This is a genomic window from Affinundibacterium baiyunense, from assembly GCF_018139645.1.
Taxonomy (GTDB): Bacteria; Pseudomonadota; Gammaproteobacteria; order Burkholderiales; family Burkholderiaceae_D; genus Undibacterium; species Undibacterium baiyunense.
In genome coordinates this window covers 1-250 of record NZ_JAGSPM010000093.1, presented here as the reverse complement: position 1 = coordinate 250, position 250 = coordinate 1, and the positions used below count along the sequence as shown (strand labels likewise).

The 250-nt window shown below is 44.0% G+C and carries 1 protein-coding gene; it reads right to left on the bottom strand.

Annotation, left to right across the window (positions count from 1 at the left end; translation table 11 throughout):
• A partial coding sequence (locus KDM92_RS18465; protein ID WP_212685811.1) for a DUF4214 domain-containing protein occupies positions 1 to 250 on the bottom strand: 250 nt, incomplete at both ends.

Below are 250 nucleotides of genomic sequence, written 5' to 3'. Positions count from 1 at the left end.
TGATTTCGCCTACCCAGTACAACAAGCCAGCTGCATCAGCAGGACGACCAAACATGTTTACGTACAAAGTAGAAACGATTGTTTCTGTAGATTGTGATGCAAATGCTGATTTGTATTCAGCTTGTTCTGCGAAGCTGTTAGCGATTTGCGTAACTGTCATATTGGACGCTGTCCAGTATGCCAAACCAGCTGGATCTGCTGGGCGATTGAAGTAAGCGATGTAAAGCTTTTGGATATCAGCAGCTGTATT